Below are 23,851 nucleotides of genomic sequence, written 5' to 3'. Positions count from 1 at the left end.
AACAAAGCAGAGTAAAAAGCAGTGACTTCAAACCCTTAACCGATGCTGATGGTAAACTTGCAGGTTCCTCTTTGTTGGCTGGATTGATGTAAACGGATTTGATTCTTGATCAGGCGCAGGGATATACATCCCTGCGTCTTTTCTCGTACACCATTTGCTTCCCCACTACCTTCAAGTTAGTAGAGGCAGCTAACTAATCCCTCGCGTTTTCGATTAGTCTTAGTTTCTCCGTATCTCGAGCCGGAGATGAACCGAAGAAACGGGAGTATTCTCTATTAAACTGTGAAGTACTCTGATAGCCAACTTGATATGCGGCACCGGCTACTGTATAACCCTCAAATGCAATGAGGTTTCTAGCCTCCAACAGCCTTAATTGCTTTTGAAATTGAATAGGACTTAACCCTGTTGCACTTTTAAACTGACGGTGAAAAGTATTTATAGCCATACCCGATTTGGTTGCCATCTCGCCGACGTCTATTGGACTCATAAAATTATCGCGAAACCATTTTACAATTTGAGAAATCTTCGAAAAATTACTCTCCTGCATACCCAGTTGCCTCAGATACCACCCTTGTGGTCCCATCAGAACACGATATAGGATTTCGCGTTCATAGGCCGGCGCAAGAGCTGGAATATCTCTTGTTGTCTTTGTTAATCGCAATAACCGTAGCCATGCCTCCATAAATTCAATATCTATCTCACAAGCTGCGAACGGCTCCGATGACGTTGGTATCAGATTTTCAGGCAGATCTCTTAATAAGCTTTGAAGGACATTCTGATTCAACGCAAGACCAAGGGACATGTAAGGACCGCCATTAGGGTCTGGATATACCCTCGCCGTTGCGGGAACATGTACCGGCAGAACATAATATGAGGGTCCCCCCAAGGTAATACTACGCTCCCCGATTGAAAGAATCTTTGTTCCTTGAACCGTAAACCCAATCATCGGCTCGTATAGCGCTGCAAGCTGATGTGCGGGTATATCTCCCTTAATCATACTCAGCCCCGGCACTTCCGTTGCAATCGGTCGAGTACCTGCATATTTCATTAAATCTATAATTTCATCCATAATTTTATTCATACACCTATTTTATCAGACGACTCTGTATCCCTCAACACAACACCGACATGAATCGGCACTTTTAGGCTTTTCTTATATATAAAACAAAGGAAATTACAATTACATAAAATTAAACATGGTGGTTTTAGGCAATTATAAGGTGTTATTAGATCTATATAATTTCAGCAGAGGAGACTACAATAAAGTCCAGATCGATCAAAAGAAAGGGTGGATATGATGAAAATTGCAATCGTAACAGGTGGAAGTAATGGCATTGGTAAAGCGACGGCTCTTGAACTGGGCAAGCGCGGAATTAGCGTGATTCTCACATACAATTCTTATAAGGACCGGGCAGAAGCTGTCGTTAAGGAAGTTGAGAAGAATAATGGAGTTCGGGTTGCAGCACTGAAGTTGGATCTGACGCAAGTATCAACATTCGAAGGTTTCTCCCTGGAAGTTAAGAAATGCCTCAAAGACATTTGGGATAGAACAACTTTTGATTACTTAGTTAATAATGGAGGTATTGGCGGACCCATGATGTTCAATGAGATGAGCGAAGAGTACTTCGACAAGATTCTTAATACGAACTTTAAAGGACCGGTTTTTCTAACACAACACCTCGTGCAATTCATGGATGATGCTGGAGCCATCGTAAATACCACAAGTTCATCCAAAAACCAATCATTTCCAGGTTACTCTGCCTACGGTTCGTTAAAAGCAGCCTTCTCCACATGGACTCGTTATATCGCCAAAGAACTTGCACCTCGCAACATTCGGGTCAACGCCGTTTCTCCCGGTCCTACGCACAGCAATTTCGGCGATGGAGTATTCGATAAACATCCCGAATTCATCAAGCCACTGGCTGAGCAATCTGTATTTGGCAGAATAGGCCAACCCGAAGATATTGCGAAGGTCATTGTGAATGTATTGTCCGATGATTTCGGCTGGGTTACAGCTCAGGACATTGAAGTGTCTGGCGGACATTTGCTTTAAAAATGTAAAGACAACACGCTGTGAATAACGGCATATCTGCGGAGTTCCACACTGACATTGCTCTGCTTATAGAACATTTTTCTAGCTGCTACGTTCGATTATACTTGGTTTGTTTAGCTCATGGTGTTTGGCCATGAGCCTTATTTATTTTCGTAAGAGTAGTATTACATTGCTCTCTACGGTTCGTGTATTTCTTGATTTGCTTGTTAAACGATTCGATCAGATGCGTCGGATACAGACTTCTCCAGATCGGTTTGGGAAAGCTGTGAAAGAGTCTTCCTTTTTCTATTTACACACTATATTTTACGCTCTGCTCCGTAGAAGTATTGAGACCGCTACGGCTACTTTCGTTCATTATTATGGAAGTTGATGAATCCGAAAGTGCGTAACCGTTGGTCGGCATCATGGTTCCAAGCGCAAACCATAGACCAGAAAAATGATAAAGCGGTAATAGTAATTTAGTCCTCAATGATAAGGAATATTTTCTTTTATACTTTGATGACATTTGGAATCAATCTGATTAAATAATCAATTTTCGGTAGGAAGGATGCTCGTAAGAGCATCCTCCAAAAGGTTGCTGCATACAACAAAAGCCGCCGGATGGCGACTTTTTAGTAAAAAGCACTTATCATTATAATCTGCTCACATAATACAAACTACTTTTCCTCTGTATATATAAACACATACGTACTCTCATCCGATTTCTCTTCTGAAAAAACAAACTCTAACCGATCAAAGTTTCTTACATCCTTCACATCTGTAATTTTACGTTCTGCCATATATCGTACCATCTCACCTCTAGCCATTTTGGCCCGGGTTGCCTTTTCAACAATCTTTCCATCAACCATTTGTCCAAATACACAAGTGATAAAGCGAGTTTCCTCGCTCAGAAAAGGCGTGATGTTTTTGCTATATTCTTTGGAAGCCAAATTCAGAATACAATTGCTTTCCGTCTGAAGCTGATCTGCGAGTTTACTGCCCCAGAATTGATAGAGCGTTTTGAAGCCCGGACCTTGCAACTTGCCCTGCATCTCCAACCGATAAGGGGTAACGCCATCCAAAGGTCGTAACATGCCATAAAAACCGGATAATATGCGTAAATGCTGCTCCAGATACGCCAGTTCCTCATCTTGAAAAACACCTGGTGCCATATATTGATACTGTATGCCTTCGTAGGAATATATGGCTGGGGTCAGATTATTCTTTATATTCATATTCTGAATCCGCTTCACGTTCTGTTCGGCGATTGCATCGTTACACTTCCACATCGCTTTGAGTTCGTCATAGGATAACTCTTGAAGCAGACTCAATAGCTGTTCTGACTCGTTAATAAAATGCGGCATCTGTGCGATAGCCATAAGATCGGTATCAATCTTCATCTTTTTAGCTGGTGATATGATAATTCTCATCGTGCTGATCCATCCTTAATCTACCGTTGTTTTTGTCGTTATCCATTGTAAAGGATTCATCAGGTGTATCCACTGTTAAACCCCTTCACTTGTCATGGTCCTTTGAAAAGACTCAAACACGAACAAACCAGCCCGCTAATGGACTGGCTTGTTCATTACATTTTGAAAATTCAAGTTCAAAATTTATTTGTACTTTAAATAAGAATTAAGGATTAGTTTCATCCATGGTATAACCTTTGAAACGTGTGAGTACCTGAATTTAATCAATTCGCATTCTTCTATCGACTACAACTGTGTTTTCATGCTAATCCCTCTTTCAAAAAAGAAATTTAGGTAGTTGTTAAATTAAACTAACAATTGAATTGTATCTTCCCTCTGTCATAAAGACGCCAGTAATTCGTTCATTAATAAACCTGATTACATCTAGTGAGTCATAATCTTCGTAACATATATCTTCCTTATAAATAAGTTTAACATTAGCCAATCCACTCTGAATTAATAGTTTTCCTTTATCCATTTCTCCATTTTGTAAATAGTAATTTCCTAAATCAACCCAATTCATTACAAGATAATCACATGTTTTAATTGATTCATCAACAAGAGTAACAAACTTATTTTTGTTTGTAGATTCGTAATGCCATGCCATCAAATACAATATAATGGCTTTCGTTTGTGTATCACTGGAGTTTTTCTTTAATTGCATTAATTTTTCAAGTTGGAAATCATTCATTCCACCCATAAACCATTCACTGAAAAAACTTGAAAGTATTGTGAAATATGAAACATTATCATTGTACTCCATTGCCGAATCTAACAATGATATAGCTCTTTGATAATCTCCAAAAGGAGGTAATGTTTGCAATAAGACTACTCTTGCCCATGCATCTACGTCCTGAGGAAACTTATTTAAATAGTCAAGAATTAACTTCTCTGCTTCTTCCATGGACTCTTCAGTCGACTGATTCACTAACCCATTGACAATATTCTGAATGGATAAATCATTCATCAAAATCCTCATTTCTAATTAATTTGGTTACCAAGAATACGAGTAGCCTTGCCCATAAAGGCATCTACATTAATTATGGTGCCGTTCTTGTCAGCAAAAAACCTAATTGTTACATCATGACCGTTGATTTTTGTAAACATCTGGTTCGAACCTATTTTAATTTTACTAGGATTAACTTGCCCTATCTTACTAGTTATACTGTTAAAAATAGACAATCTATCTTTCCCGAGTTTCATGATCCCTTTTTTAATGTGATCCTGAGAAAACACATGGGATTCATACCGTTTAAATAAATCTGATTTGAAACTAATTTTAGCCGTTGGACTGAGAGCGCCACCTTGGCCTTTCCCTTTCTTGGATCCGGTAGCTTTACCACCAGCAAATCCCATTGCAAGTGCTGCTATATATTCGGCTTCTTTTCCTTTAATCAACGCACTTACTAACTGTTCAGTTGCCCAGCTAATATTACCTGCAGACTTAGTATAAGGGCTTCTACCCAATGCCATATCATACAAGTAATTATACCGATTCTTATCTAAAAAAGAGTTGAAGCCGTAACGATCTCGAATTGTATTCTTATACAGGTTATAATTTGAAGTGTTTATTTGAAAACCTTTTCCTTTAGCATCCTTCAGCATATGTCTGAGTTCTTGAGCATAGTAAGGCTCTGCCATATTGCCGCTAGGATCCACATACTTTAACGGGTTATTACTGACATACGAATACAGGTTCAAACTCAACGGATCATTCAGTTCACCTTCATACGTATCCTCGCCAATAAATCGTGCCATGCCTGGATCGTACCAACGAGCTCTTAGATACTGAAGCCCTGTTGTTTCATCCCAATATTCACCAGCATAACGCAGAACATTTGGAACCGTTTCTTCCGTTGTGAGTGGTCCACCCCAGATGTCATACGTGTACTCGTTCAATACCTGACCAGCATCATCCACAAGTCCGACTACATCGCCATGACCATTCAACTGGTAGTATTCCAGTTTTCCAGTTTGCTTCTCCTGACGTGCCCACAGTTGACCATACAAGTCATAGATATAAGCATAGGTTAGTTCAGCTTTCCCGGACGTCACTTGGGCTTCCGCCATGAGTTTGGCTTCTTCATCGTAGTAATAACGAGTCGTTTTGTCACCTTCAGTGCGTTCGTACAACAAACCATCCCCGTTATAGCTATAGGTTACTGTTTTGCCTTCCCCGGCTGCTTTAACCAACCGGTTCTGACTGTCATAGGTATATTCTGCATCTTTCAGTCCGTATACCTTACCACTGCCGGTACTGTACCGGTTACCATTCGAATCATACGTGTAGGTTTCTTGTAGCGAACCCGATTCCGTTTGGATGCGACTAAGTTCATCATACTTAAACTGATCGCTTGTCCCATTCTGAGTACGGGACGTGATGTTTTTGTTTCCATCGTATTCATAGTCGAATTGATGAATTGAGGTCGTCCCTTGGGAGACGGTGACTCCTGACAGATCATAGCCATCAAACTGATAGCTTGTGCTAAGTCCTTTACCAAACGATACATTTTCCAGCAAACTGTTTGACGTATAACTAAAGGTGATTCGATCCACAGGCGTCTGGGCCGATGCTGCGAGTGCTGAAGCGCCCCCCGTTCCCGAGGTGATATCCATGGAAGTCACCCGGTTCATCGTGTCCAGTTCACCGTGTATCCGCAAGGATTGTTCGTTTGCATCAGTAAGGGTATATCCCAACCGCTGCTGAGTATTGTTTTCATATTCAAGCTGGGTTCCATCCGGGAAGGTAAGCCCACTGAGCATACCATCCGTTTCACGGTATGAATAGGTTGTTTTGCCGTGATCATCTGTCATCGACGTTCTGCGGCCCATCTCGTCGTACGTATACGATACAGAGGTATCCGGTCCTTTGAACCCTGTAAGCATGTTGTCGCTGTTATACGTATACTCGGTGATTTTCCCGAGCCGATCCTGCTTTTTGATCAGATTGCTCTTTTTATCATAATAGAAGGTAGTCGCAGAACCATCCAACTTCGGTGGGGTCTGTTTGATGATCCGGCCCAGTTCATCATATTGTTTGGTCACCGTTTGCCCGTTAGCAGATACAACTTGGGTCACCTGGCCCTGATAGCTGTAAAAATATCGGCTGGTTTCTTGTTTGGGCGTGGTTGCCGTTGCTATTTGTCCGAGCGCATCGTACGTATATGTTGTGCGCTCCCCATTACCATCAATAGAAGCAGTCACGTTTCCGCTGAGGTCATATTCACTTTGCTGCAAAGGTACAAATGCGCCGTCCCGGTATTCTTCTACTGCTGTCGAGCGTCCCAGCAAGTCTTTCTTTTCACGAGTTTTATACCCTGAAGCATCCTGAACCGTTACGGTTTGACCAACAGAATCAATCGTTGTTGTATCCGTAGTTCCATCGGGATATTGGGTATCGGTCGTTTGCCCAAACGCGTTGACCACATACCTCGTCACATTCCCCTCAGCATCTTCCGAAGCCGTCACGTTTCCTTCGCCATCATAGGCATATTTATATGTTGCGTCCGCCGTTTGCTCTTCCACGAGTAAACCTAATGGATTGTATCGCTCGAAAGTCACAATGCCGTCTGGCGATGTGCTTGTAATGATGTTATTTGTATCATCGTATGCGGTCGTCGATTGTGTACCATCGGCATGCTTAATTTGAATTAGACGCCCTGCCTTGTCGTATTGAATTGTTTCCTGCTCTCCGGAAGCATTCGTCGTTGTCTCCAGTTCACCGGAAGGCGTATAGCTATACGACACCACAAGAGATTCATCTTTACCAATGGCATCATGTACAACCGTCGATGTCGATTCCAACAAATGCCCTGCATTAGATTGGTAGCTGAATGTAGCAGTGCTATCTTTAGCCAGCATACCGCCTTTCTCAGTTGAACTGCTGATACGTCCTTTATCATCAATTTTCACTTCCGAATCCGTAAGCAGTTGTCCGCCATATCCATTTTTGGTGGAGGTCTGCAACATATGGCCTTGATTATTGTATGTTATTTCAGTGTATCTTTCCAACGTACTGTTTACCTTGGTGGTGAATCGTACAGGTTTGATCCAGTTATACGGAGCTTTTCCAGTTTCGTACGCATAGGTAGATTCCTGTCCTGTACTTTGTTTTTCGGACGTCACCATGCCGTTGACATCGTAGGTCATGGTCGTGGTTAGCTTCTCGCCCGAACGGCCACTCTCACTTACCCACTCCGTCATTTGAGTCGGAAGGTTTCGCTTCGTCTGGTTATCGTACTGCAACTCCGTGGAATAAGTCACGTCATCTCCAGTTAACGTGTGCTTATCTGCGCGAACCAAATCTGGATGCGCTGCAGCGCTAAACGTTTTGGAGAACGTCCAAATATCTACAGTGTTCTCTGCTTTCACTTTTGTTGTCCATGATGCGGGTTGACCGTATGCTTCCAGGTCTTCTCCAGAATATTCAAAGTTAACCTTGTCCAGAACGCCTTCGCCTTCCGTTGTACTAAACTGGCTCTTGCGCTCTCTTACTTTGAATACGAAATGGGAGGAAGCTTCGCCAATCTGTTTTAACTCCGGAATATATGCATAATCCGTTATAGCTGATGAAGGGCTTGTAATACGCGATAGCAACGCTGTATGCATCACACCTTGAGCATTTTGGTTACTTTGCAAGTCAGGCAGGAAATTGAATTTGGATTCCGGATAATAGTACGTATACGTCGTTGTCCGATCGAGAGCATCCGTGTATTCTCGCAAAATACGAATGCCTTCGTCCTCGCGTTGCGTGTACGTTGCTTTCCGATCCGTTCCGGCAAGCTGTACAGTAACCTTCAGGTTGTCATAAGCAAATGTCAGCGCCTGACCTTCGCTGTTTTCAATTCGTGCAATAGCTTGGTTTCCGTTCAATGTCGTATAGTAAAAATTCACGGTATTGCGGTAGCCATCTGTAATTTGCAACAGTTCTCCGGCTTCATTAAATAGGTAATCGTAGCCGTTTCGGATGGATAGACGATAACTGCTAGATACGCCATTAACAGTCACGGTCGCATCTCGCTTAACGGTTAAGTCATTCCATACGTAACCTTCCAGTTCCAGGTTCGCGTTTAAGCGGTAATTGCCCACGCCTGGAATCTGAATATACTGATTATCGCCACGTTTTTCCATGAAAGGAATGTCCCAACGCCAGCCTTGCCCCAATCCAGCAGAGAGTTCTTCCTTGCGTGGCGTAACCATATTGGAGTACGTTTGTGTCGTTTCATCGTATTCAACGCCAAGTTGTCCAGTGGCTCTAGCGCTATCATAGACTCGTGTCAAATCAAACGGAATGAGTCCAGGTAGCGAAAGGTCAGTACTCTGAATCATCATTTCCCCTGTAGCAGTAGAGATGGATTCCGCTCCATAAGACGTCATATAAAGCGATGCGTCATCTCGGACATCTAAATGGTTAAGTCCAGTTTCGTCCACGGTTGTTCCTGTACCTGGAGCATCCTCATTAAGAGCATTAATCGAGAAGTTGTTTTGCTGTGATGATCCGGAAGGGCGTAGCCCCTCCATTTGAATCGGTTCGCTTATTTCTTGTGCTTCTAGCCATTTCTCTGCAGCCTCGCCGCCTGTGCGATCTGTCTGTAGAGCTTTATACAACTGGTATAGCGAATAACCTTGATCTAGTTTTTTCTCAATCCAATCTTCCTTGATACCAAATTGCTCTTTTAAACTATAGATAGTAATGTAGGTAGCGGAAGGGAGGGAATCCCTGCCTTCTGCCGCCGCTGCTGCTTTTCCTCCATATCCAAAAGAACCGAATCCACTAAGAACCAATATGACGCATAACCAAGTAATCGTTATTTTCTTAAACACTCCATCACCTCAACCTAGATTTAGACAATCATTAATTAAATGGGAAAATCTTTTTCGTTCGTTTCGTTAAATTACCGTTGCGATCATACTCAAACACAATTTGATCTCCTGTAAATAGAACGACTTTAAGCAATTGATTTCCATAGCCGTACTCATAGCTATTGTCATTACGAATGTTCATCCATGCTGCTTTTATGGCTCCCTGAATCGGTTTTCCTTCTTTTTCACTTAGCTTGAGATAATAATTCTGTCCACCTTCAAGCTCCCATTCAAGAACCGTATATTGCTCACCATATACCTGCTCTTGCTCTATTGAAGCAGCTACCGGAATGCTCAATTCCTTATCTGAATACAATTCGATCCGAGGTTCAATGGAAAAATCACCTGATTCCTTTATGGCAATCCGATACTTGTCAGAGCTATACGGACTAAAACGGTAGTACACATTCCCTTGCTGAACTGTCGGAAGCGCCGTCTCTGTGTTTTCATACAAAGTCAGAAACTCCACTTCCACTTCCTTGACCGTAAAGTGCCGATAAGCACCAACAAATTTCAGTGTTTGGGCTGACACGTTATGCACCTGAATGTCAGACTTTCCAGGTACAAATTGTCCTCCTGTAGCGTTCTTTCCTTCCTTAACAACAACTTGATTCTGATTTCGAATAACGTAATCATAGGTTCCTCCTTCAGAAGGAGAACCAACGAGTATAGCCTCATACGATGAGGTATTCGAGAACAAGAGCGTGTTATTTGGCGTCAAATTCCGCTTAATAAGTGCAGGCTCCTTACTGGAGCTGGCTGTCACAGGAGAGGTATATTGAATCGTTACAGGTTCCGTAGATACTACGGTAACAACAAGCGTTGCACCTGCTGGAATATCCCATGTTGCATGACTCATACCTTCCACGAAATACAATGCTTTATTAGATTTGTCGTAGACCGTATAATCCACAACGGAATTTACTCCTGCGATTCGTTCAATTTGAGCGGGTTTTGAATCCGGATTCGTAAATACTGCACTCTGTCCTTGATTGACAGTGATTTCTGTTTCTGGTGAAGGGACTTGATCATCTTGTCCACGGAAAACGCGGTAAATCCCACCATACGTTATGGGTTGATCCGAGATGTTGGTAACAACAACTTTTTTACCACCCAAGACATACGCCTCGATCGCTGTTGCTGTTCTACTGCTTGACACTGTCCCATCTACGTTGTAAATCGTGTAATCATACACCCGCCCCTCACTGCTGGAAGCATCATTTCGGACCCTTTTCGCATCTGAGCTTATGTTGGTAAAGGCATAGCTCTCGCCTTTGTTCAACGTTACGCGCAGATAAGCTGGTTCCTGGCTATCCACTACAGAGAAATCATCCGTGTATTCAAATGTTACAGGTGTACTTCCCCCTACGGTAACGATGGCTTCACCACCAGAAGGAATGGTAGCGAGACTTACATTGCTATTGAATTTGTCACTATGTGCTCTGCCGTCTGCCTTATACACCACAATATCAAACAGTGCACCTAATTTTTTGGCGTTACTCCGTATTGGGTTGCTGAGTGAGCCTCCATTATGGAATTTGACCGATTGCCCCGGTGATACCGTAATCTTAGTTAGTGCTTCATTTGGTCGATCCTCTACATCAAAAATGGTGTAAATCGCACCTATGGTTACAGGCTCCGCAGATACACCTGTAATTACTGCTTTATTTCCATAGTAAACAACTGGTTCAACCGCTGTTGCTTTTCTTGTACTTCGTTCTGTACCATCTGGATAATAGGTGACGTAATCAAAGATCCGCCCTTGGGTGGTGGACGCATCACTGTCGAGATATTCCCGATCAGTAGTGTTATTCCAAAATGTCACGCTTTCTCCCTGTTTGAGTGTTACGCGATGGTACGCAGGTTCCATGCTTTCTTCAACCGAGAAATCATCCGTATAACTAAACTCAATTGGGACTTGCCCAACTACGGTCACGACTGCGTACCCCTGTGAACGAATGATCGGATTAGTATTTTTGTTGAATCCATCCGAATGAACGACGTTTTCTGCTGTATAAAGAACATAGTCAAAAAGGGCTCCATTGGTACTGCTGGCATTGTTTTTTATCGGATTGGCCAACGAACCATTATTACTGAAAATCATAGATTCTCCAGGATATACAGTGATTCGAGTAATTGCATCGCCACCGGCTTTTTGGACATCAAATGTCCGATAGGGCACACCATATGTTACAGGCGTTGCTGTAACCAAAGTTACAACGGCGGTTCTTCCTGCTGCTACAGTAGGTTTAGTGGTCGTATTCGTCCCTGTAGAACTTTCCGTTCCATCCGGAAGATAAACAACGTAATCATGCTTATCTTTGGTCGTTCCATCCGTTTGGAGTGCATCGGATTTGGAACTGATATTAGTGAACTGGTAGCTATCTCCCTGATATAGCGTTGTACGCGTATAGGCTGGCTCATCGCTCCATTCACCGGTATAGACTTCATAGGGAAAACCAACACTAACAGGCTGTGAGCCCGCTCCAGTAATAATGATTTCGTTCCCTCCCGCAAGTGAAGGTTTCCCAGTCGTTTCGAAATTGGAAGCTACAAGACTACCATCTTCTTTGTATGAAGCGTAATCTATCTTCCTGTCCTGAGCTGTGGAAGTATCGGCACTTAGAACTCTTGACTGTGTCCCTTCATTAAAGTATCGATAGCTCTCTCCTTTGGATAACGTAACCCTAAGCATGGCTGGGTTAGCTGATACACTGTAAGAAAATTCTGAACGGATTGTCACTGTAAACGGATTCTGACCCGTAGAGGTGATTACAGCTGTATAGCCTGAGCCTACTGATAAACTGCTAATAGAGTTCATGTTTTCGCTCATGATGCTGCCATCTGGTCTATAAATAACGTAATCGTATGCACTGCTTCTTGAAGTCGCGGCATTGGTACTTAACGATCTTGCGGCACTTCCGTTATTCGTGAACGTATAGGAATCTCCGGGACTCATGGTCAAAGTTCCATCTGCCATGGCCATAGCTTGAGGAGAGAAAGAGTTTTCCCCGTATGTATCATCAGTTACCGTCGCTTCATCTTCTGCTTCTTCGATAACTTCATCTACACCTTCTGGTTCTTCGTAGACATCCGGATCAATAACATCTAGATTCTCGCCGTCTGTTAAAGCTGATTCCTCCATAGAAACATCAACATTCTCCGCGCTACTTTCACTTGTTATTATGGCATCCGATTGATCCGAAAGCGCATAACCGCTAGTCGGATACATGGTTCCAATCAACAACAAAGCCATCAGAAAAACAATAAAACCTTTTCTTAAACTCATGGAATTCATATTCCTCCTTTATGTTTTTTCTCCATTTCCTCCCTCAACAGATGTATAAATGGAGCCTAATAAATCATTATCGTCATTTTCCTTATTTTAGGACATAGTAAATTAGTCCCTAAATCCAGGGACTTTTTTCCTTTTATATTTCAGATAACAATTTAAAATATAACCTGTCATTATCCTGATACAAAATAGATTCCTATTTTGATTAGGACTTAGATTTAATATCTGAAAAATAAAAAAGCCGCCAGTTGGCGACTTTTAATTGAATCAAATAGTTATCATTCTAGTACATGGTCAGCGCACAGCAGCTACTGTAGCTCTGCTTGTATGAAAACAAACGTGCTCTCGTCAGATCGTTCTTCTGAAAAAGCGAAATTCAACCGATCAAAGTTTCTTACGTCCTTCACATCTGTAATCTTATGCTCTGCCATATAACGTACCATTTCACCTCTGGTCATCTTGGCCCAGGTTGCCTTTTCAACAAGCTTCCCATTGACCATTTGTCCGAATACACATGTAATGAACCGGGTTTCCTCGCTCAGAAAAGGCAAAATATTTTTGCTATACTCTTTGGAAGCCAGATTTAGGATGTAGTTGCTTTCTGATTGAAGCTGATCTGCGAGTTTGCTACCCCAGAATTGATAGAGCGATTTGAAGCCTGGACCTTGCAACTTGCCCTGCATCTCCAACCGATAAGGGGTAACCCCATCCAAAGGCCGTAACATGCCATAAAAACCGGATAATATGCGTAAATGCTGCTGAAGATACGCCAGTTCCTCATTTTGAAAAACACATGGAGCCATATACTGATACTGAATGCCCTCATAGGCATAGATTGCTGGTGTCAGATTTGCTTTAATATTCATATTCCGAATCCGCTCCACGTTCTGTTCGGCGATTGCATCGTTACACTTCCACATCGCTTTGAGTTCGTCATAGGATAACTTTTGAAGCAGACTCAATAACTGTTCCGACTCGTTTATAAACTGTGGCATCTGCGCGATAGCCATAAGATCGGTATCAATCTTCATCTTTTTAGCTGGTGATATGATAATTCTCATCGTGCTGATCCATCCTTAATCTACCGTTGTTTTTGTCGTTATCCATTGTACAGGATTGGACAGGCGAATCCAATGCCATGGCTTAACTAAATCCCTCATAGTACCTCTGAAATGCATCAAAAATAAACAAGCCAGCCCACGATTGGACCGGCTTGTTCATTAGAATTCAACACATTCAATTGGTGAGAAAGCACGGTGTGCATTTCAAACCGCGATTAGGGAGTTACGCTCCCCGCGCCGCTATTTTGCTCTGTTTTTGTAGTCGGCAATTGAATCATTGGCGTATTTGACCCACTTACATATGGAAGGGCTCCATCCCATTTCTTGATGGTTTCATATTCAACGAGTTGACTCGATAAAGATTGTTGAAGCTCTTTGTTTGCTTTAGCTTGACCTTCTGCTTCGATCAATAGTTTGTCTGCATTCCCCTGCGCTTCCACGCGCTTACGATCTGCTTCTTTCTTGGCGATCTCAAGTTCAGTCGTTTTACGTTCCAGTTCTTGAGAAGCTTCGACACGCTTATCGATTGCTTCCTGAGTCTTGGCGTCAGGTTGAGGAACACCTACAGTAACGTTGGATACAATAAAGCCTAATTCTTTAACGTCATCAGAAAAACGTTGTTGCACGTCTACTCCTGCTTCGGATGACTTTTCACCATACACATCAATGACTGTAAACTTGGAAATCCCCTTACGAGCTGCGTCACGGAAACGTGTTTTGAGATATGTATCCTCAATTTCTTGAATGCTAATTGGCCCAAATGTATTAAAGATAGAAGATACTTTACTTGGTTCTACTTGGTAGTTGTAAGCAAAATCGATTGTGATGTTTTTCCCGTCAGAAGTAGCAATCTGAATATCTCTGTATTCCACCGTTTGAATTCGGATAGGATATTTCGTCACTTTATCAAACGCTCCAACGAGTTTCCACCCTTGACTCAGTGTGCTATCTTTTACGCCTCCATTTGGTGAATAAACGACCCCAACATATCCATTAGGAATTCGTGTTAAAAAGAAGGTCACCATTAGCACGCCCACAATAATAACTAATGCAACCGCAATTGCCCCTACCCTAAACGTCTTTGAATTTTTCATCACCATTCTCCTCTTGTTTGAATTTATTGTATTTCTTCAAAATTCTACTACCTATTTTATTGAATAGCGGGAACATTAATGACCATAGAATAAATGCTAGGATAAAAATTAAAATGATTCCCCCAATAAATGGCATATCCGTCCTCCCCTCTATGGATGTAACTAGCAAAACCTCAGTGGGCATGATCTACATCAGTTTAATATTAATTCTCATTCATCCAAATATGTAATTAATATTTTATATCTTCTATATATATACTTTAATATATTCGATTTGGTTTCAAAGATATCCGGTGCCGCTTCTTGTAACGCCTTTTCCCATTAATGCACCGTAAGTATGATTATATGCTGACCATTCCCATTGATGTAGATTATATTGAGATTCTCGTACACCTCGCCTATACGAGCTAACTACAAAAACAAACCCCGGTACACGTCTGCATTCAGCAGCGTACAGCCGAGGTTCATCATTATCATTTCAAATATTACACTACCTATCTCTACTTAAACTCATCTCGTAAAATCATGCTGCCCAATGGTCAGAAGCGTTGGCCTGCTCTTACTCCACACTGAAGTGGCAATCTTCGGATTGTAATAATACAGCGCTCCGTTCGTCGGATCAGCGCCATTCAATGCCTTACGAGCAGCCCTGTAAGAAGTCTGGGTTGGCTTGGTATTAAACTGCCCATCGTCTATAGCCGTGAATTGTCCTTTCTGGAAAATAACCTTCGAAATAGACGACGGGAATTCACTCGAATGTACCCGATTCAACACAACCGCTCCTACAGCGACTTGCCCTTCAAAAGACTCCCCGCGCGCTTCACCGTGGATCAGCTTCGCCAACTGGCGCAGCGTCTCGCCCTCGGCTTTGGCCTTTTTGTTCAGCCTATTCAGCGTCGCTGGACCTGCAACGCCGTCTGCACTCAGTCCCTGCGCCTGCTGGAACTTGCGGACAGCACCTTTGGTGATGGTACCATAATATCCAGTCATTCCGGCGTCAAAGTACCCCAGATCGCTTAATTGCTCCTGCAATTGCAACACATGCTCGCTACGAACGCCCTGTTCCAGCTTCTGTGCTCCCGCAGAAGGAGCTGCCACGGTCAATCCTAGCGTCATCGCGCAGGCACCGAGAAGCATACTGACCCGCCCTGCTCTTTTGCCAGCCATGTTCCCCTTCCCATGAGTGACTTTCCGACTGACAGTGATAGGTTCCATGTTGTCAGCAAACGTTAATGGATTCAGCCCCTCATTCGTGCTATCAACTGTAGTCCGTTCATTACTGTTCATATGGCTTCCCACCTTCATCTCTTTCATCTCACTTACGCTATCTAATTCACTTATCATATTCTTTTCATTGATTTCATTCGGTTGATCCATTCCAATATTATTCTTCATCATTCCATTAACCTCCACTTTTCTGAATCCAGATCCCACATCTTCCTCCTGAATCCTCACGGTTGGACATCCCGAGTGTCATTATAGGATATAGAAAAAATGAAGTCTATCGGACCGATGACGCAGTGAAAAAACGACGCTGAACATAACAAAAAGAGGCATGAGCCCATGGTCACACCATGGTCATACCCCTTCTTCTATCAACCCTACACCGCTTGTCCAACCCGGCATTTTCGTAGGCTGGCAGACCCGTACAAAAGTTGCGTTGTATTTATTGACAATTACTCGGCCAGTTCCTGACCCTTCGTTTCCCGGCCCCAGAACAGTACAGCTGCTGCGCCAATGAGGATTGTCACGAAGAAAATCGTGAAAATCAGGCTGATTGCTACTTCGCGTTGAACCAGCATACCGACCATTAATGGAGCCAGTACGCCACCGATTCGGCCAACCGATGTGGCAAGGCCAACACCTGTCGAACGAACGGAAGTTGGATACAATTCCGGGCTGTAGGCGTACAGACCACCCCAAGCTCCCAGATTGAAGAAGGAAAGACAGATTCCTGCGGTCAGGATCGTGGCTTCCGTTGTAGCCAATCCAAACGCAATCGCACTGAATGCAGTCAAGGTAAGGTACACAACCAGTACGAACTTGCGCCCGTAACGTTCAATGAAGTACGCCGCGGTGAAGTAACCTGGCAACTGTGCGATCGTCATGATCAGCACGTATTGGAAGCTTTTGACCAACGTAAATCCTTTTGCCATTACAACCGAAGGCAGCCACAGGAACATCCCATAATAAGAGAAAATGACGGTAAACCACAAAATCCAGAGCATCAACGTTGTACGGCGATGTGGTGCTGACCAGACGGTAGCCACTTTTTCGCGGAACGTAATTTTATGAAGCTTGGTATGATTCTTGTACCGCGGCGGGTCCTGAATGGCACGACGCAGATACAGTGCATAGAACGCCGGAAGCGCACCAATGGCAAAAGCAATTCTCCATCCGTACTCCGGGATAACAAAGTTCGCAATCAGTGCTGATACAATCCAGCCCCCTGCCCAGAAACTTTCCAATAATACAACGGCACGTCCCCGTTCCGCTGTAGGCATCGACTCCGATACCAGGGTAGATGCCACGGGCAGCTCGCCGCCAAGTCCAATACCCGCAACCAGACGCAGTGCACACAATACCGCAAATCCAGTCGCCAATGCAGACAGACCGCTTGCAATCGTAAAGATTAACAAGGTCCACATCAGTATGGCCTTCCGTCCAAAACGGTCCGCAAGTGCACCTGCAAGCAAAGCACCTAATGCCATACCGATGGAGTTAATACTCGTAAGCACACCGACTTGTCCGGGACTGAGACTCCATTCCTTGGCAAGTGCAGCCACGATAAAGGAGATCATACCAACTTCCATCGCATCAAACAGCCAGCTCATGCCGGCACTAAACAGCAGCTTGCGCTGCTTGGGATTCCGCAATACTTCCAGTTTGCTCATCACTTATAGCTCCCTTGATCTCTATGTAGTCATTCTGACACTAAATCATTATTATGCAAAATGCTCCAGAAATCAATGCAAAATAAGCTTTTCCTTCCGATTTCTGCGATACCTTACCCCTTGAGTGAACCCGCTGTCAGACCTGCTACAAAGTAACGCTGGAGTAGAAGGAACAACGCAATCATCGGAATGGCCGTTACCAGCACACCTGTAAGCATCATCGGGTAGTTCGTCACGTATTCCCCGCGGAACTGCATAAGTGCGAGCGGTAAAGTGAGCTTGGACTTACTGCTGAGCATCAGCATCGGAATAAGCAAGTCATTCCAGACCATGACGAGCAGGAACGTAGCCGTTGCCGCCAGCGAAGGTGCAGCCAGTGGCAGTGCAATCCGCGTATAGAGTCTCCATTCGCTGGCCCCATCCATACTGCCCGCTTCCAGAATCTCCGAATTGAGCATGCGCATGAAACCTGTCAGCATAAATACTGAGACAGGCATCAGCATAGCCGCGGATACGACAATCAATCCCGTGAGACTGTCCGACCACCCAAGTGTACGCGTGAGAGAATAGATCGGCAGCATACTCACCTGGGAAGGAACGATCAGACCGGCTACGAACAGAGCAAACACGATTTTACCTACACTACCGCCCCAGCGGACAATGGCGTAAGCAATCATGCTACTCAGCAATAACTCAATGGCAACCGTACCAAGCGTCACGACCAGACTGTTTCCGAAATATTGCCACATCGGCTGATTGCGGAACATGCCAGTGATGTTATCCCACGTAAACGGGTCCGGCCAGCTGAATGGACTGGTGAAGAAATTGCTGCTTGTTTTGAACGAGGATACAAACACAAAGTACAGCGGCACCAGAATCAGCAGCGCGTACACCAATAAGATCAGGCGATTGAACCATTTTAAAAACATGTGAACTCCCTTCTGCCTCGATTGCAGGATGAATGCTCCAACATCAACCTCAATAACTTACCCGGTCGGCACGCAGTGCCTTGAACTGCAACAGCGTCAAGAGCGCGAGCAACACCAGGAAGATCATGGAACCGGCAGAAGCCAGACCAAATGAATAGCTGCCAAAGGCGGTATGATAGATATATGTTGTCAAAATTTCAGTTGCGTAGTTCGGGCCTCCGTCCGTCATTGTGAAAATGAGGTCAAATGCCTTGAACGACTGAATGGTCGTATAGGCCACAACAATCGTTGCCGAAGGTGCCAGCAGCGGCCAAGTCACGGTACGGAATACCTGCCATTTGCTGCCGCCGTCCATACGAGCCGCTTCATACAGTTCTGCCGGAATGCCTTGCAGACCTGCGATGAATACAATCATCATCTGGCCGGCATGGGCCCATACCTGTACCGCAGCGATGGAATAGATGGCGATTTTCGGATCACCAATCCAGTTGCGAGCTATGCTGCTCATCCCGGCTTCATTCAGTCCATAGTTGATCAATCCAATGGATGGATCATACATAAATGCCCAGATCAGTCCGACCGATACGGAGGACAGAATCGCAGGCAGGAAATACAGTGCCCGAAGCACAATGCGTGTCTTGGTATTGCGTACCAAGAGCAGGGCCAGGACAAGTGAAATAAAGGTTTGTGCAATAACAACCGTTAACATGAACTCCACGTTGTTGCCAAAGGCTTTGCGGAATACGATGCTGCTGAGACTGTCCTTGTAATTATCCAGCCCTACAAATGCATACGACGGGGATACCCCATCCCAGTCCGTAAAGGAATAGAACAGCCCCGTCAATGTAGGAAATACGAACAATCCAACGTACAGCAGCAACCCGGGGATCAGAAACAGGGATAGCTGAAGACGGTTTTTCATCGTTTATTTCCCGATATGCTGATCAATGATCGCTTGTGCCTGCTGTGCTGCTTCTTCTGGAGAAGTGCCGCTTAGTACAGCCTGGATGGAGTTAGTTACTGCTTTTTGATTATCTCCGTTCAGGATGGTGAACCGTGGCTGGAACACGGTCTTTTTGGTTGCCCATTCTCCGGCTACCTGAAGCTCAGGCGTATCGTACTTCACATCATTCACCGTTACATTTTGTCCCGTTTGGTTGGCATAGTTACTCGCTACATCGGGATTGCTAAGGAATTCGAGGAACTTCTTCGCTTCTTCCGGATGTTTTGATTTGCTGTTCACGGCGAGCATGAATGTGGTCGTATGCACTCCTTCATACTTCGCTTGATCGGCACTTACGGTAATCGGTGCAAGCAGTTTTTGCTCCAGATTTGGATTCTGCTGCTTGTTCTGTGCCAATTGATATGATCCGCTCGCCAGCATGGCTGCTTTCTCTTGAATAAACAGCGCTCCAGCCGCAGGGTCTTTCGTACCCAGTGCATCCTGCTGGAAGTAACCTTTATCGTTCAGTTCCTTGATTTGAGTCAATGTTTTCACCCAAAACTCATCCGTCAGTTTGGCTTCGCCAGCTTCCACTTTGGTAAAAATGTCGTCACTTGGTGCATTGTTCATCACCATCGTATTCATGAATTGCCCTGGGCCAATGTCCGCTCCGGCAAAGGCAATCGGAATGATGCCATTGTCTTTTAGCTTCTGGCAAAGTGCCAGGAAACCTTCCCAATCGGTCGGTGGCGTCAGGCCGTATTGTTCAAACAGTTTTACATTATAAATTGGATCGTTATATACGAGTTGATACGGGATCGCATATTGCTTGCCATCGTGCTGTCCTGATTCAATCAGCTTGGAATTGTAGGCCGACAGAAACGATGATCCGGTCAGGTCCGTGAACAAGCCGGCTTTAGTGAAAGCTTCGAACTGTGCACCCGGGAAGGAGGCAAATACATCTCCTACCGAACCGTCACTGATTTTGGATTGTACGGTGGACTGATATTGATCGGAAGGCAGCGTCTGCATCTCCACTTTAATGTTCGGATTTGCTGTCTCAAAAGCGTCAATGGTTTTGTTCAGTGCTTCCACATCTTCTCCACGCCAGTGCATGAAGCTGATTGTAACTTGGCCTGAACCCGAGGAGCCGTTCTCACCAGATGACGCGTTATCCCCGCCGCCGCAAGCTGACAGCAGGATGGACATCACCAGCATACTGACAAGCGGCAGGATTAATTTTTTATTTTTTTTCATGAAAGACGACCTCCTGAGGATGCTTGATATTTTAACTAAAGAATGTTTATACTGACCACTCCGATGACAGAATAACCTTCCGATCGCTGTTATCCCCAGATTTATTTGATTCCTTTTTATAAAAGGAAAAATCCGGGGATAAAGGCGAACGCTTCGCTTCTTCACGTTATTTCTGTCCTCTCCGTTTTCGTATAAAAAGATTAGTTAAACTTACTTAGTTAGTAGTAACTTGATGCTGCTTCTGTCTTGTTTTCCATTTCTCGCGAATGATCGGCATCACGGTCCGTCCGAAGATTTCGGCCTCTTCCAGATGCGGGTAACCGGACAGAATGAAGGTTGTCACGCCCAGATCTCCATATTCCATCAAACGCTCTGCGACCTGTTCGGCTGTACCTACAATGAGGATCGCACCGCCGGAACGAACAACGGACAAGCCTGTCCACAGGTTCGGACCTACGACAAACTGTTGCTTCTCGGACAGCTCCCGTAGCTCGTTCTGTCTGCGTTGGTTGGTTGCATCCGTCTCTGCAAAAGCGGCTTTGGCTTTCTCAATCGCTTCTGGTGGTACTTTGCTAATAATCTCCCAAGCTGCTGCCCATGCTTCTTCCTCCGTATCCCGAATGAGTACCTGAGCACGCATGCCGTAACGGAGCTGACGATCTTGTCCGGTCTCCTCTTTCACCTGCTGTCGGATGACCTCAATCTCTTCAATCTGCTCCTGAATCCAGTCATGAGGCTCACCCCACATGAGGAACGTATCCGCATGTTCTACGGCGACCTTCTTCGCTATCGGAGAACTTCCTCCCAGATAAAATGGTGGATGCGGATTTTGCACCGTCTCCGGCATGCCTACCGGTCCTTTGAAATTATAATACTGGCCGTTGAATTCAGGATTGGGATCACTGGGTGCATCTGCGCCAGATTTTGAACCACTTCCTGCAAACTCCGTCAGATTCAGTCCCGTCGATTGGGTCCATGAACGCTTCATGACCTCCATGTACTCGCTCGCTCGTACATACCGTTCATCATGCGCATGTGCCAGTGGATCGCCGAGTTCCTCCAGATCTCGAACAGAACTGCCTGTCACCACATTGATCATGGCGCGACCACCAGAGAGCTGATCCAGTGCGGCTCCCATTCGTGCAGCGAGTACGGGTGTAACCAATCCCGGGCGAATGGCGACAAGGGGACGCAATGTCTTTGTGTGACTCATCACAGCTGAGCCGACCACCCACGCATCCAGACAGGCCCCACCTGTTGGAATCAGTACAAATTCGAATCCTGCCTTTTCCGCCGTCTGTGCCACATCGACCAGATACTCCAGACTCGGTTCCCGCTCCGGGGCAACCCCTACATACTTACCATCCCCTGCTGTAGGCAAAAACCATCCAAACTTCATATCTTCCTGTTCGCTCACAAAAGTCAATCCCTTCTATGAATAAATAAAGTCTCATGTTAAAAAAAGATCACTGTTCTGCAACTTGGCCGTTCCGGTTACGAATCGTTCTTACGATCACTGTTATCTCCAGATTTTTTGATCCCCTTTTCTAAGGGGAAATCCGGAGATAAAGGTGAACACTATGTTTCTTCAGAATCGATTTCGTCCCCTCCACTACGTTTGCACTGGTTGAAATTGATTTTTAAAGTGTGCCTAATTTATAACTCATTTTCAAAGTAGGCACCCAAATGCCGATTAATTAACTTGGTTTAATAGGTATGGACATCATATCAATTGATTTGTCTGTGAGCAATGTCATTTCGCGGCAATTTTATTTTGTCATTTTGTGGTCTTTTCTCAGATTTAGGTCTTCCTGATCTTGAATATATATAAAACCCACCTGTATAATAGGTTTAAATACATGTTCAAAAAGTCTGGTTTTTAGTACCAAGAAGATGGAATGAAGCTAGAAATGGAGTAGCGGAGCGTAGGAAAACTACGTGAGCAACCACAATGTTTCCAAAGGAAACATACTTCGTAAGCCTCCCGCTTATTTCGGCTGAATTTCAGCTTCGATGTTGATAATGCCACTTGGCATGATTCGTAATCAGAAGTGGACTTTTTGAACTACATCTATAAGTGAAACTTTTAGAATGTACAAACGATACTTATACAATAAAGAGGTGTTCCTGATGACCGAGAGCATGAAGGAGGACCACCATGAGTTTTTGGATATTATTTTCTTCACTCCATCTGAATTCGAGAAAGCTGGTGGCGCCTGGCCGATTCGCATCGGACGAAATATAGCCAAGACCAACTATCATATTGGCCCGCGTACTACGCCTTATTATTATTTGCTGTTTGTACTGGAGGGGGAAGGTACATTCATACAGAACGGACAGCGTCACGCCCTTCGTGCCAGGGATGCGTTCTGTCTGTTTCCACATGTTACCCATGAGTACTGGACAGACCCCGAGGATACGTTGCAGAAAATATTTATTGCTTTTGACGGTGCACATGCAGCCGAGTTACTGTCTCGAATTGGACTTACACCCGACTCACCGTACCGTTCAGGTGTACTTACCCCGGAGACTGCAAGTGCCATGCGCTCGTTCATGGAGGATGTTCGCAAACCGCAGGATGGAGCGAGTGATCTGGGACGACTCACCCGATTTCTAAACCTCTTCGACCGGATCGCCCGGTCTCCCGCAACCAAAGGATTGCAACCGGATTCAGCCACGCCTTGGCTTCAGAAAGGCAAGGAATACATGGACATTCATTTTGCAGGCGGTATCTCCGTGGAAGGTGTGTCCGCTCATGCGGGTGTGGATCGAACCCATTTTGCCAAACAGTTCCGCAAAGCCTATGGTCTGTCCCCTGTGCAATATATCCAGCAGTTGAAAATGAATCAGGCGAAACGTCTACTCGTGCAGACGCCGCTAAGCTTAACTGAAGTGGCTCATTCCGTAGGTTACCCGGACTTGTTCTCCTTCTCCAAAGCGTTCAAAAAGCAAGTTGGTCTGCCGCCCAATCGCTATCGCACAGCGGAGAGCACGAAAGAATGAGGGAGCGACTTT

Annotated in this window: 16 protein-coding genes; 2 read left to right on the top strand and 14 right to left on the bottom strand. The window is 44.5% G+C overall.

Features of this window, described 5'->3' with window-relative positions:
* Window positions 1–193: 193 nt before the first annotated feature.
* On the bottom strand, window positions 194–1,081 hold the full coding sequence (locus PAEAM_RS07745) for an AraC family transcriptional regulator (RefSeq protein ID WP_100527144.1): 888 nt from the start codon (window positions 1,079–1,081) through the stop codon (window positions 194–196).
* 213 nt (window positions 1,082–1,294) lie between these two features.
* Here PAEAM_RS07745 and PAEAM_RS07740 point away from each other — a divergent pair, with 213 nt between their 5' ends.
* Window positions 1,295–2,053 carry an SDR family NAD(P)-dependent oxidoreductase gene (locus PAEAM_RS07740; protein ID WP_243391317.1) on the top strand — a complete coding sequence of 253 codons (759 nt, stop codon included), beginning with the start codon at window positions 1,295–1,297 and terminating at the stop codon, window positions 2,051–2,053.
* Between the two features lie 656 nt (window positions 2,054–2,709).
* On the opposite strand, the gene yaaA (PAEAM_RS07735) is transcribed toward PAEAM_RS07740, so the two are convergent.
* From yaaA (PAEAM_RS07735) to PAEAM_RS07680, 13 genes are all read right to left on the bottom strand, one after another.
* Window positions 2,710–3,462 carry a peroxide stress protein YaaA gene (yaaA, locus tag PAEAM_RS07735; protein ID WP_100527143.1) on the bottom strand — a complete coding sequence of 251 codons (753 nt, stop codon included), beginning with the start codon at window positions 3,460–3,462 and terminating at the stop codon, window positions 2,710–2,712.
* Window positions 3,463–3,802: 340 nt separating this feature from the next.
* Window positions 3,803–4,468 carry a tetratricopeptide repeat protein gene (locus PAEAM_RS07730; protein WP_100527142.1) on the bottom strand — a complete coding sequence of 222 codons (666 nt, stop codon included), beginning with the start codon at window positions 4,466–4,468 and terminating at the stop codon, window positions 3,803–3,805.
* A gap of 14 nt (window positions 4,469–4,482) precedes the next feature.
* Entirely contained in the window at window positions 4,483–9,324 is a 4,842-nt protein-coding gene (locus tag PAEAM_RS07725) for an RHS repeat-associated core domain-containing protein (protein WP_100527141.1), read from the bottom strand.
* 31 nt (window positions 9,325–9,355) lie between these two features.
* On the bottom strand, window positions 9,356–12,652 hold the full coding sequence (locus PAEAM_RS07720) for an RHS repeat domain-containing protein (RefSeq protein WP_100527140.1): 3,297 nt from the start codon (window positions 12,650–12,652) through the stop codon (window positions 9,356–9,358).
* A gap of 314 nt (window positions 12,653–12,966) precedes the next feature.
* Window positions 12,967–13,719 carry a peroxide stress protein YaaA gene (gene yaaA / locus PAEAM_RS07715; RefSeq protein ID WP_100527139.1) on the bottom strand — a complete coding sequence of 251 codons (753 nt, stop codon included), beginning with the start codon at window positions 13,717–13,719 and terminating at the stop codon, window positions 12,967–12,969.
* A gap of 215 nt (window positions 13,720–13,934) precedes the next feature.
* Window positions 13,935–14,813, bottom strand: coding sequence for a prohibitin family protein (locus PAEAM_RS07710; RefSeq protein WP_100527138.1), 879 nt, complete (start codon window positions 14,811–14,813; stop codon window positions 13,935–13,937).
* Window positions 14,791–14,949: a hypothetical protein gene (locus PAEAM_RS31735; RefSeq protein WP_165789856.1), complete on the bottom strand. Its 159-nt coding sequence runs from the start codon at window positions 14,947–14,949 to the stop codon at window positions 14,791–14,793. Before PAEAM_RS31735 ends, PAEAM_RS07710 begins: the two co-directional genes overlap by 23 nt.
* 374 nt (window positions 14,950–15,323) lie before the next feature.
* On the bottom strand, window positions 15,324–16,211 hold the full coding sequence (locus tag PAEAM_RS07705; protein WP_243391282.1) for a cell wall hydrolase: 888 nt from the start codon (window positions 16,209–16,211) through the stop codon (window positions 15,324–15,326).
* 278 nt (window positions 16,212–16,489) lie between these two features.
* Window positions 16,490–17,707 carry an MFS transporter gene (locus PAEAM_RS07700; RefSeq protein ID WP_036614537.1) on the bottom strand — a complete coding sequence of 406 codons (1,218 nt, stop codon included), beginning with the start codon at window positions 17,705–17,707 and terminating at the stop codon, window positions 16,490–16,492.
* A gap of 113 nt (window positions 17,708–17,820) precedes the next feature.
* The gene (locus tag PAEAM_RS07695; protein ID WP_036674932.1) at window positions 17,821–18,636 is read right to left on the bottom strand and encodes a carbohydrate ABC transporter permease; all 816 of its coding nucleotides are present in this window, start codon (window positions 18,634–18,636) and stop codon (window positions 17,821–17,823) included.
* Between the two features lie 49 nt (window positions 18,637–18,685).
* Window positions 18,686–19,558, bottom strand: coding sequence for a carbohydrate ABC transporter permease (locus tag PAEAM_RS07690; protein WP_017687487.1), 873 nt, complete (start codon window positions 19,556–19,558; stop codon window positions 18,686–18,688).
* Between the two features lie 3 nt (window positions 19,559–19,561).
* A complete protein-coding gene (locus PAEAM_RS07685; protein ID WP_100527137.1) occupies window positions 19,562–20,836 on the bottom strand; it encodes an ABC transporter substrate-binding protein in 1,275 nt (424 codons plus the stop codon).
* A 214-nt stretch (window positions 20,837–21,050) separates the two neighbouring features.
* Window positions 21,051–22,235 (bottom strand): LLM class flavin-dependent oxidoreductase, encoded by a 1,185-nt coding sequence (locus tag PAEAM_RS07680; protein ID WP_100527640.1) that lies wholly within the window; start codon window positions 22,233–22,235, stop codon window positions 21,051–21,053.
* Window positions 22,236–22,966: 731 nt separating this feature from the next.
* Here PAEAM_RS07680 and PAEAM_RS07675 point away from each other — a divergent pair.
* Complete coding sequence (locus PAEAM_RS07675; protein ID WP_100527136.1) at window positions 22,967–23,839, top strand: helix-turn-helix transcriptional regulator; 873 nt, start codon at window positions 22,967–22,969, stop codon at window positions 23,837–23,839.
* The last annotated feature ends 12 nt before the right edge of the window (window positions 23,840–23,851 follow it).

It is taken from the genome of Paenibacillus sp. GM1FR (assembly GCF_002803315.1).
GTDB classification, from domain to species: domain Bacteria; phylum Bacillota; class Bacilli; order Paenibacillales; family Paenibacillaceae; genus Paenibacillus; species Paenibacillus amylolyticus.
The sequence above is the reverse complement of the archived record's forward strand: the minus strand, read 5'-3'. Positions and strand labels throughout refer to the sequence as shown.

Excerpts from the sequence above, each read along its gene's own strand:
- PAEAM_RS07745 (WP_100527144.1), bottom strand. The coding sequence starts at position 1,081 with ATGAATAAAATTATGGATGAAATTATAGATTTAATGAAATATGCAGGT.
- PAEAM_RS07740 (WP_243391317.1), top strand. The coding sequence starts at position 1,295 with ATGATGAAAATTGCAATCGTAACAGGTGGAAGTAATGGCATTGGTAAA.
- yaaA (WP_100527143.1), bottom strand. The coding sequence starts at position 3,462 with ATGAGAATTATCATATCACCAGCTAAAAAGATGAAGATTGATACCGAT.
- PAEAM_RS07730 (WP_100527142.1), bottom strand. The coding sequence starts at position 4,468 with ATGAATGATTTATCCATTCAGAATATTGTCAATGGGTTAGTGAATCAG.
- PAEAM_RS07720 (WP_100527140.1), bottom strand. The coding sequence starts at position 12,652 with ATGAGTTTAAGAAAAGGTTTTATTGTTTTTCTGATGGCTTTGTTGTTG.
- yaaA (WP_100527139.1), bottom strand. The coding sequence starts at position 13,719 with ATGAGAATTATCATATCACCAGCTAAAAAGATGAAGATTGATACCGAT.
- PAEAM_RS07710 (WP_100527138.1), bottom strand. The coding sequence starts at position 14,813 with ATGAAAAATTCAAAGACGTTTAGGGTAGGGGCAATTGCGGTTGCATTA.
- PAEAM_RS31735 (WP_165789856.1), bottom strand. The coding sequence starts at position 14,949 with ATGCCATTTATTGGGGGAATCATTTTAATTTTTATCCTAGCATTTATT.
- PAEAM_RS07705 (WP_243391282.1), bottom strand. The coding sequence starts at position 16,211 with ATGATGAAGAATAATATTGGAATGGATCAACCGAATGAAATCAATGAA.
- PAEAM_RS07700 (WP_036614537.1), bottom strand. The coding sequence starts at position 17,707 with ATGAGCAAACTGGAAGTATTGCGGAATCCCAAGCAGCGCAAGCTGCTG.
- PAEAM_RS07695 (WP_036674932.1), bottom strand. The coding sequence starts at position 18,636 with ATGTTTTTAAAATGGTTCAATCGCCTGATCTTATTGGTGTACGCGCTG.
- PAEAM_RS07690 (WP_017687487.1), bottom strand. The coding sequence starts at position 19,558 with ATGAAAAACCGTCTTCAGCTATCCCTGTTTCTGATCCCCGGGTTGCTG.
- PAEAM_RS07685 (WP_100527137.1), bottom strand. The coding sequence starts at position 20,836 with ATGAAAAAAAATAAAAAATTAATCCTGCCGCTTGTCAGTATGCTGGTG.
- PAEAM_RS07680 (WP_100527640.1), bottom strand. The coding sequence starts at position 22,235 with ATGAAGTTTGGATGGTTTTTGCCTACAGCAGGGGATGGTAAGTATGTA.
- PAEAM_RS07675 (WP_100527136.1), top strand. The coding sequence starts at position 22,967 with ATGACCGAGAGCATGAAGGAGGACCACCATGAGTTTTTGGATATTATT.